Annotated in this window: 3 protein-coding genes, 1 other RNA gene and 1 pseudogene; 3 read left to right on the forward strand and 2 right to left on the reverse strand. The window is 63.5% G+C overall.

The window, feature by feature from the left end; genetic code table 11:
- Positions 1–155: 155 nt before the first annotated feature.
- Positions 156–2915 (reverse strand): annotated as a pseudogene (locus tag XpopCFBP1817_RS17130) (TonB-dependent receptor plug domain-containing protein).
- A gap of 563 nt (positions 2916–3478) precedes the next feature.
- Between XpopCFBP1817_RS17130 and xopX (XpopCFBP1817_RS17135) the strand changes: the two are divergent.
- Entirely contained in the window at positions 3479–5578 is a 2100-nt protein-coding gene (gene xopX, locus XpopCFBP1817_RS17135; RefSeq protein ID WP_128418036.1) for a XopX family type III secretion system effector, read from the forward strand.
- A gap of 502 nt (positions 5579–6080) precedes the next feature.
- Positions 6081–8168: a XopX family type III secretion system effector gene (gene xopX / locus XpopCFBP1817_RS17140; RefSeq protein ID WP_128418037.1), complete on the forward strand. Its 2088-nt coding sequence runs from the start codon at positions 6081–6083 to the stop codon at positions 8166–8168.
- Positions 8169–8582: 414 nt separating this feature from the next.
- Here the strand turns inward: xopX (XpopCFBP1817_RS17140) and yghX are convergent, their stop codons facing one another.
- Entirely contained in the window at positions 8583–9470 is an 888-nt protein-coding gene (gene yghX / locus XpopCFBP1817_RS17145; protein ID WP_128418038.1) for a YghX family hydrolase, read from the reverse strand.
- A 240-nt stretch (positions 9471–9710) separates the two neighbouring features.
- Here yghX and XpopCFBP1817_RS17150 point away from each other — a divergent pair.
- Positions 9711–9787: non-coding RNA, sX9 sRNA (locus XpopCFBP1817_RS17150), on the forward strand.
- Positions 9788–10343 lie beyond the last annotated feature (556 nt).

Here is a 10343-nt window from a genome sequence, read left to right on the forward strand (position 1 = left end):
TGGAGCGATTACGCACACTGCCCGAACACGTCTACAACCAGATGGTCATGGGCTGAAAAACGTGGGGATACCTCAGTGCCTGCATGCCTCGCATCCAGCTCCACAACACGCCACGGCGACAACACCGTGGCGTGCGAACCGGCAACGGCGTTCAATCAAAACGTGAACACATATTCTGCCGCCACTTCGCGGCCGATCGGATTGAACAGGGTGGTGTTGTAGAAGCCGTAGCCGTAGAAGCGCTCCTTGTTCTCGTAGCCCACTTCGTTGAACACGTTGTTGACGTAGAGATTGGCCTTGGCGTGATCGGTGACCTTGTAGCCGGTGCTCAGGTTCCAGTAGATCGCCGGGCCCACGCGGCCGAAGTAACGTTTGCTGCTCTCGCCCAGATGCACGTTGGCGGTGTTGGTGACCACTCACGCATCCGCGGCGCTGGGCTGATAGCCGTCGTCGAAGCGGGAGCAGGTGCCCCAGTTGACCGCGCGCATGGAACCGAGCCGACGGAAGTACACCGTCCAGTCCCAGGCGCCGCCGTTGTCCCAATGCACGCTGCGCACGCGTTCGTCGCGGCGGTTCTCGTCGCTGTCGGTGCGGTAGATCTGCTCGCGATAGGCGAGCAGATTATTGTAGTCCAGCGACAATTGGACGTTGCCCCAACCGGCGGTGGCGAGGCGATACTTCAGCGAGGCGTCGATGCCGGAGGTTTCCATCTGCGCCAGATTGATCGGGCCGCGCTCGATACTGGCGATGGTGCCGTCGGCATTGCGCAGCACGCGCGAGCTGATGGTGTCGCAATAGCCCGCGCCATCCGGGTTGTTCCAGGCGCCGCCGCTAATGGTGGTGCCGGTGCGGCAGCCGGCTTCGGCCGACAGGATCTGGTCGCGGTCCAGATCCTTGATCATGTCCTCCAGCTGGATACGGTAGTAATCCACGCTCAACGACAGACCTTGCGCAATGTCCCACACCACCCCGCCAGTGAACGAGCGGCCGGTTTCCGAGCGCAGATCCGGGGTGCCGCGACGATTGACATCCACGGTGTAGTAGATGTCGCTGTTCTCGTCGTTGCAGCTGCCGGTGAGAGACGCACCGGACGCGATGCAGCGGTATTGATCGATCACCGTCTGGTTGGTGGAGCTGGGTTCGCCGAGCACGTAATGCATGTCCGGTGCGCGGAAGCTGGTGGCCAGCGTGCTGCGCAACAACAGGCTCTCGACCGGGCGCCATTCCAGACCCGCGCTCCAGGTGGTGTCGCTCTGCGTGCCGATATCGGTCGGAATCGCGGCCGAGGAGCGGTAATTGCCGTAGCGATCGTAGCGGCCAGCCACATTCGCACTCAACGTAGACAGCAGCGGAATCTGGAATTCCAGGCCAGCCGAACTACGCATGCGCTCGCCACCACCGATGTCCACCACATCGACCGTGTAGCACACGTTGGCGCACGGGTCCGGCGACAGCTGGTAGCCCTGCTTGGCCACCTCGGCCACGGTGGCAAAGCGGATCGGCCCGGCCCGGCCCAGCCCTGCACCACGTCACCGCTCACGCTGAAACTGGCTTGATTCACCCACGAATACGCCGAGTTATGCGATTGGGCGACCAGCGCGTCGTACTCGTTCGACGACAGCGGCGCATACAGCCGCGCCGGGTTGATCGCGTAGGTCGGCGTGCCATCGGCGGCGGTGCCGGTGGGGCTGCCGAGAAAATAATCGGTGGCGCGTGCGGTATCTACCTTGCGCACATATTCGTCCACGGTGTAACGCGCGCGGCCCACGCTCAGCTCCCAATCGAAACGATCGGCCCACACGCCGCGCAAGCCGGCGCTCACGTCCCAGGACTGCTCCTTGTTGTAATTGGCCAGCCGATCCCCGCCGCCGGCCTCGCGGCGGGTGAGCTGGCGGATCGCAGACAGCGAGCGGCCGGTGTTCGCGTCCTGGAACGGGCCCAGATACATATATGGCGGGTCGTAGTTCCAACGGCCGATGCTGCGGTTGGCCGACAGCGTGGCCCAGGCTTCGGTGGTGTCGCCGAACGTCCAGGTGCCGTACAGATAGGCCGAATCATCCTCGCTGCCGGTGACCAGCCCCCCCCCCCGTCGCCGTAATCGCGCGCTAAGCCGCAATAATCGCCGGCATTGGTGACCACCCCGGTGTTCTGGTTGTTACTCAGCCGTTGCCCATCGATGAACTCGCCGCCGAAGCGTGCGCAGGTGCCCGCAGGCGGCGCCAGGCGCGCGTTGGTGTTGGCATCGACCAGGCTCAAACCGGTGAACGGATTGAAGCCATACAGGCGATTCTGGCCGGTCCAGTTGGAATAGGACATGTCGTCGGAGTCGTCCATCGCGGGGCGATCGCGCCCGCTCAGCGGATCGCGTCGGGTGGCCTGCAGCGCGTAGGTCAGGCTCCAGTTTTCGCCGGTGCGCCCGCCCACGACACGTCGAAACTGTCGCGCCCACCTTCTGTCGCAGTGCCGCCGCGCAGCCGCACCTGGTCGCCCTGGTAGTCGCGCCTGAGGATCACATTGACCACGCCGGCCACCGCGTCCGAGCCGTAGATCGCCGAGGCGCCGCCGGTCAAGATCTCGATGCGCTCCACCGCAGCGGACGGAATATTGCTGTAGTTGGAAAAGTTGCTCTCGCCGCCGTACGGCAGCGGGTAATCGGCCACGCGGTGGCCGTTGACCAGCAGCAGCGTGCGGCCAGGCCCCAGGTCGCGCAGGTTGATCGGCGAGGCGTTGGGCGTATGCGAACCCCATTGCGTATCAGCTTCCACCGAGCCCTGCTGATTCATGCTGTTGAGCACGTCGTAGACGGTGGCGAAACCTTCCTGCTGGATCTGTTGCGCGGTGATGGTGACCACCGGCTGCGCGCCTTCGACCTGCGCGCGTTTGATGCGCGAACCGGTGACGCTGACCGCATCCAGGGTGGAAGTGACGTGCGGTTGATCCGGCTCGGTCTGCTAGGCAGTGGCCGACTGCGCGGCGGTGGTCAGAGCAAGCGACAAGGAAATCGACAAGGCAAGGCGATGACTGCGGCAGTTCATAAGATCACCCAGGAGAGGCCGGCATGGCGTTCCACTGCAACGACGCCTGCAAGCGATGCACCGCATCGCCGCCCCCTGTCCGATGGCCCCCCGACCGCTCGGCGCAAGCGCCTGCCCAGCGACGCTAGGGGCAGTGATGACATCGGTGTCAACACGCTGACATAAATATGCGATGGCTGCCTCACAAAAATCCATTCGATGCTGTGCTGCAACTTCTGATCGGATCACAGCGTGCCCATCCATGCGCAGCCTGCTGCACAGGAATCGATACGTTGGAGCTTCGCTACCGTTGTCACCGCCTGGTCGGGCACTTCCGGTGGCGGCGCGCCAGTTCGCATATCCGTTTGAGCCCGGTGCTCTCGTGCGGATCATGAAAAGAACACCAAACACCGCGATTGGTGTCCCCCACCTAATTGGTGTCCCCCACCTAACGGAGATATCAGATGGAGATCAAGAAAGCGCAGTCGGCAGGCCCGTCCTCGCCTGCCGAGTTGCAGGACGCTCAAGAGCGCAATGAAGGTACCGTGGAACTGCAGCCTGCGGCATCACCTTCACCAACCCCGGTCAACCCGGCGTTATCGGCGCTTGCCCCGCGCAGCCGGTCAGGCACCTCGTCTGACAGTTCCACGCTGACATCGCCCGTGAAACCATCATCACCAGCACCGCAGGCGTCGCACGCGGCACGGACGACTGCCCTGTCCACTGCCGCAACGCTTGCCGCGCGCGCGAACTCCGCGCTGGCGACCGGCGTGCAGCACGCATCCGCTGCAGTGTCCAAGGCCGCGTCCAATCTCTGGTCGCTGGCGGATCTGCGCACCATGCTGCAGATACATGCAGACGATCCGGCATTTCTGCAGATGGTGCGCCACACCGACCCGGAACAGGTCGCGCCGCACAGCCTGGACGCGTGCCGCCAGCAGATCACGCAGCTGCGCGACGCCATCGAAGCGGCAACCGGTCTGGAAGCACGCTTCCGTCAGCAATTGCTCGGCGACATCAAAGCAGTGGAAGACGCCCTGCAGCCGCTGCAACATGGGACGCCCAAACTCGGGCGCGCGTTGAAGGCGATGGCTAGCCTGGTAAATGTGTGGCGAATGGCCGTACCAAGCCCGCTCTTGGCCAACCAGGCTAAGACCTTTGCCTATACCTTTGGCATTGCTTCCAAGGGCGCGGTAATGCTCGCGGTCTCGGCACTGCGCCCAACCGCCGACGGCTATCCTTTCCCGTTGTTTGGCGGTCAGTTGGGACGTGACGCCAACGAACTCCATCTCTACGCCAGCGTGCTGAATGGAATGTATCTAGGCCCTCAGATTGCCAAGAAGTTCGGCGACCCGTCTATGCGACAGCAGGCCGAAGCGGTGGAAAACAACCTGGGTTTTTCTGTAGCCGCATCAACGGCATGCGCAGCGCTGGTAATCACGCCCTTTCTCTGGAACAGCCTCAACGCGCTCGGCAATCGAATGCAGCAGGGTGTCTCCCACCTTGGCGCGGGTATTGCGGACGGTGCCGGCTTTCAGACGCAGGCTCAGTGGCTGCGCGCGCGCCTGACCCCTGGCCAGATCAGCGCGCAACTGCGCACGCAGCTCAACGAAATCTGCGCCGCTCTGGAGAATGGCCGCGACGCCTTTCAACAAGCGCGCCGAAACTTCACCGAACCCGGCACAGGACACGAACTCACCCGCACGCTCAACGCTCAATGCACGCATCTGCTGGAGACGCTCGATCAATGCAGCAAGCGCTTAAGCGATGCCCTGCACAATGACCAGGACCGTCCTGCTGCGATTCCACGGCAGCTACTCAACCGCGACCTCTCCTCCAAAATATCGCTGGCCTTGCTGGGCTCAGGATTGAGCGCACTGGGCATCTATCTGGTCCAGCCGGATCGGATCGGCACGGTGGACACTGTGGCGGATACTGCCATCGTGACAGCAGTTATGATGCAGTCGGCGTTTAACAAGCACGCGACCCGCCAGGACGCGATGGAGCGCTTCAAGGCCATGTGCGGCGGCAGCATGGTCGTCGCGCTGGCGCTGGGTGTGGAAAAACTGTCCAAGACGTTCGCAGACAAGAGCTTGATCGAAGCATCGTCGGCATCGCCCTACTACGCAGGCGCGATCATGTCGCTGATGTCGATGACGATGCCGGGTCCGATGGCGCGCGGCGCGGAACTGGCGATGAACTGGGGCGGGAATCAGGTCATGCGGGTGTTCAAGGGACCCGACGGCACCCAGCTCGCAACCCGCATGCCGTCCTCGCCCGAAGAGCTGGTCCAGAACGTGCAAGGCACGGCGAGCTATGTGGAAAGTCTGTCGCCGGAACAGGCGCAGCAGTACGAGCAAATGGTAGGAGATATCGTGCTGCAAGTGTTCGAGGACGCGGGTGCGGGTGCGGGTGCGGAGACTAGGCCCAGCAGCGTCACGATCACCGAGATGGACGCCGCCGCCGAGGTCGCGGTACAGACCGCCTCCCCGGAACCGGAAGCGATTGCGCAACCGCACCCATTGCGCGATGAAACAGCAATGAGCACAGCGCGTTCGCCCTGACGTTGCGACCAACGGAAATGGCTGCCGGCACGCACCTGTGCAGTCGTGAAGCGCACACAAAGACCCCGCCTTTCGGCGGGATCTTTTGTGTGATGCGACAGCCAACACCAGCGCTTCGCCACGCGCAATCCCCCACCCCCCGCTCCGCGCCCCGGCTGCTCTAGCAGCAGGGCGCACTGAGGCGCGCGCGGCAGTGGCGCGCAACCCGTGCCTCCGCGTCCCATGGGAGCGAGGCTTGATATCGCCTGGCTGAGCGAGGTTGCCTAGACCGCGTGAGCTGTGCCGCAGGCTTCTGACCGGATCACAGCGTGCCCATCCATGCACAGCTAGCGGCACCGGTATCAATGCGTTGGACCTTAGCTACCGTTGTCACCGCCTGGTCGGGCACTTCCGGTGGCAGCGCACCAGTTCGCATATCCGTTTGAGCCAAGTGCTCTCGCGCGGATCATGAAACGACACCAAACGCCGCGATGTGGTGTCCCCCACCGAACAGAGATATCCGATGGAAATCAAGAAGACGCAGCCGGCAGGGCCATCCTCGCCAGTCGAGTCACCCGGGGCGCTCGTGCACCATGAAGGTACCGTGGCACTGCAACCACCTGCACCACCCACACAAACTTCGGTCAACCCGGCGCTATCGGCGCTTGCTCCGCGCAGCCGGTCAGGCACCTCGTCTGCCAGTTCCGCAGCGACTTCGCCCGTAGAGCCATCATCGCCCGCACCGCAGGCGCCACACACTGAGGCGACGCTCGCCGCGCGCACGCGCGCCGCACTGACAACCAGCGTCCAGCACGCATCCGCTGCAGTGTCCAAGGCCGCGTCCAATCTCTGGTCGCTGGCGGATCTGCGCACCATGCTGCAGATACATGCAGACGATCCTGCATTTCTGCAGATGGTGCGTCACACCGACCCGGAACAGGTCGCGCCGCACAGCCTGGACGCGTGCCGCCAGCAGATCACGCAGCTGCGCGACGCCATCGACGCTGCAACCGGTCTGGAAGCACGCTTCCGTCAGCAAGTGCTCGGCGACATCAAAGCAGTGGAAGACGCGCTGCGGCCGCTGGAGCACGAGACACCATCGACCAAGCGCGCGTTGAAGTCGCTTGCCAATCTGGTCAATCTGTGGCAACTGACGGTGCCCAGTCCCCTGCTCGCCAACCAGACCAAGACCTTCGCCTATTCCATCGCCAGAGCGACCAAGGGCTTGATGAGTCTATCGGCATCGGCGCTGCGTCCTACCGCCGATGGGCTTCCGTTCCCCCTGATGGGCGGGCAGCTGGGGCGCGAAGCCAACGAAATGCATTTCTACGTCATCCTGCTCAACGGCCTGTTTCTCACCACCGAGCTGCCAAAGAAATTCGGCAACCCGTCGATGCGACAACAGGCCGAAGCGGTGGAAAACAACCTGGGATTTGCCGCGGCCGCATCGACGGCCTGCACAGCGATGGTGCTCACGCCCTTCCTCTGGAACAGCCTCAACGCGCTCGGCAATCGAATGCAGCAGGGTGTCTCCCACCTGGGCGCGGGTATCGCGGACCGTGCCGGCTTTCAGACCCACGCGCAGCGGTTGCGTGCGCGCCTGACGCCCGGACAGATCAGCGCGCAACTGCGCACGCAGCTCAACGAAATCTGCGCCGCTCTGGAGAATGGCCGCGACGCCTTTCAACAAGCGCGCCGAAACTTCACCGAACCCGGCACAGGACACGAACTCACCCGCACGCTCAACGCTCAATGCACGCATCTGCTGGAGACGCTCGATCAATGCAGCAAGCGCCTGAGCACTGCGCTGCAAGTCGACCAGGACCAGCCAGCCACCATCCCGCGCCAACCGACCCACCAGGATTTCTCTTCCAAATTGGCTTTGGCATTGCTGGGTGCCGGCGTGGCCGGAATGACCGTCTACCTGATCCAGCCGGATCGGATCGGCACGGTGGACATGGTGGCCGACTCGGCCCTGGTGACGACGGTGATGATGCAGTCGGCCTTGAACAAGCACGCGACCCGCCAGGACACGATGGAGCGCTTCAAGGCCATGTGCTCCGGCAGCATGGTCATGGTGCTAGCGCTGGGTGTGGAAAAACTGTCCAAGACATTCGCAGACAAGAGCTTGATCGAAGCATCATCGGCATCGCCCTACTACGCCGGCGCGATCATGTCGCTGATGTCGATGACGATGCCGGGTCCGATGGCGCGCGGCGCGGAACTGGCGATGAACTGGGGCGGGCGGCAGGTGATGCGGGTGTTCAAGGGACCCGACGGCACCCAGCTCGCAACCCGCATGCCGTCCTCGCCCGAAGAGCTGGTCCAGAACGTGCAACGCACGGCGAGTTACGTGGAAAGTCTGTCGCCGGAACAGGCGCAGCAGTACGAGCGGATGGTCGGAGACGCCATGTTGCAAGTGATCCAGGACCCGGGTGCGGCGTCGCAGACGCGGCCTAGCAGCGTCACGATCACCGAAATCTCCGAAGTCCCTGAGATGGACGACGCCGCCGAGGTCGCGAGACAGACCGCCTCCCCGGAACCGGAAGCGATTGCGCAACCGCACCCATTGCGCGATGAAACAGCAATGAGCACAGCGCGTTCGCCCTGACGTTGCGACCAACGGAAATGGCTGCCGGCACGCACCTGTGCAGTCGTGAAGCGCACACAAAGACCCCGCCTTTCGGCGGGATCTTTTGTGTGATGCGACAGCCAGCACCAGCGCTTCGCCACGCGCAATTCCCCACCCCCCGCTCCGCGCCCCGGCCGCGCTAGCAGCAAGGCGCACTGAGGCGCGCGCGGCAGTGGCGCGCAACCCGTGCCTTCGCGTCCCATGGGAGCGAGGCTTTATGTCGCCTGGCTGAGCGAGGTTGCCTGGACTGCGTGAGCAGAACACTCAGTTCGTGGCCAACGCACCTCGGATCGCGATAGGCGCAGTGCGTGTGCGGGCAGACACAGCGACTCTGCGCTTGCTCGTACCAACAGACCTACGTCGGCGACACTAGCAACTGCCGCACCGACCCACTCACACCAGGTAGCGCCGGAACCACGCGATGGTGCGATCCCAGGCCAACGTCGCAGCCGCCTTGTCGTAGCGCGGCGTGGAATCGTTATGAAAGCCGTGATTGGTGCCCGGATACAGGTAGGCCTGATAAACCTTACGCTGTTCCTTGAGCGCGGCCTCATACGCCGGCCAGCCGGCATTGATGCGCTCATCTTCTGCGGCGTAATGCAGCAGCAGTGGCGCACGGATGCGGGCGACCTCGGCGTCGGTGGGCTGACGGCCATAGAACGGCACCGCCGCCGCCAGCTCGGGATACGCCACCGCCGCCGCATTGGCCACACCGCCGCCATAGCAAAAGCCGGTGATGCCGACCTTGCCGGTGGTGCGGTCGCGGCGCATCAGATAGTCCACCGCAGCGAAGAAGTCGTTCATCAGTTTGGTGGGATCGACCTGCGCCTGCAGCGCGCGACCCTTCTCGTCGTTGCCGGGGTAGCCGCCGACCGAACTCAACCCATCCGGTGCCAGCGCGATAAAGCCGGTCTTAGCCACGCGCCGTGCGACATCTTCGATATACGGATTCAAGCCGCGATTTTCGTGCGCCACCACCACGCCAGGCACCGCGCCGGTCACCTTGGTCGGACGCACCAGATAGCAGCGCACCTGGCCATGGCCGTTGGGCGAGGGATAAGTGATGTACTCGGCCACGATGTCCGGGTCGGTGAACTCCACCTGCGTGGCCAGTGCGTAGTTGGGGCTGAGCGATTCCAGAATCGCCGCCGCACTTAACCCGGCCACCGCGAATGCGGCGGCACGATCGAGAAAATCGCGCCGGCTGAGTTTGCCGTGCACATAGCCGTCATAGAGCGCGAGCAGATCGGGGTGGAAATCCTGAGCGGTCAGACGGTGTATTGGAGTTCTCCTTTAGGACGGCGTTGTGGGTTGGAATGCCAGGGGGCAGCAATTCTCCGGGCGGAAAATTGCCTACCTGATGCTGAGGTATCCCCACGTTTTCGCTTTACGCATCAGAACCTTGCGTCATGAACCGATGGAAACGAACGCGCGCCTGGCGCCGTCTTCAGGGTGACTAAGAGCGGCTAACAAAACTACTGCGCAGCCGCCAGGCGGGCGCGGCCGGTGCTCGGAATCGGCATGTACCACTCGTACACTCCGGTTCTGAGCGCGCCGTCCGCACCCACCTGACGACTGCTCGCTACGTTTTGTTAGCCGCTCTAAGCCATACAAGGACTGGCGACCATGCGCGCCAGTGAAGTATTGCAGAGGTGTCTTGCCGATGCAGGTGAGCGCATGCATGCCCTGAGCGAGCCGGTGGTGTTGAAGGCAGTGGAAGCGTGCTGGCTGGCAGGAATGGCCAGCGAACACTCCGGTCACGCCGCTTGGCTGGCGCCATGCAAGACCAAGCGAAAACGTTATTCCACGCTGCGCATCGGACGCGAAGTGAACCGCCCGGGTTTCCCGGAGGCCCCTTGGTTTGAGTCACGCCGACATGACGGACTCAGGGGGAGTGCGAATAGTCGTTGGCCTCAGCCTCGGTCGGCGGGATATTTCCGATCGGCTGGTGGATTGGACGCGCGCGCAACGCCCATGGTGGTGCCTAGCGCGCCAAAGCCGCACAGCATCAGGTCAGTCAGCGGCGCGGCCAAGCGAGCAGCCATCCACGTATCGATACGGCAATGGTGGCGACGCTGCATGCGGGCCTGGCGCAGCGACTGAGTCCGCAGCAGATCCTAAGGCCGTGCCCGTTTGTGTGGTGAGCCGATGATG

Source organism: Xanthomonas populi (assembly GCF_002940065.1).
In the GTDB taxonomy this organism is placed as follows: Bacteria; Pseudomonadota; Gammaproteobacteria; order Xanthomonadales; family Xanthomonadaceae; genus Xanthomonas; species Xanthomonas populi.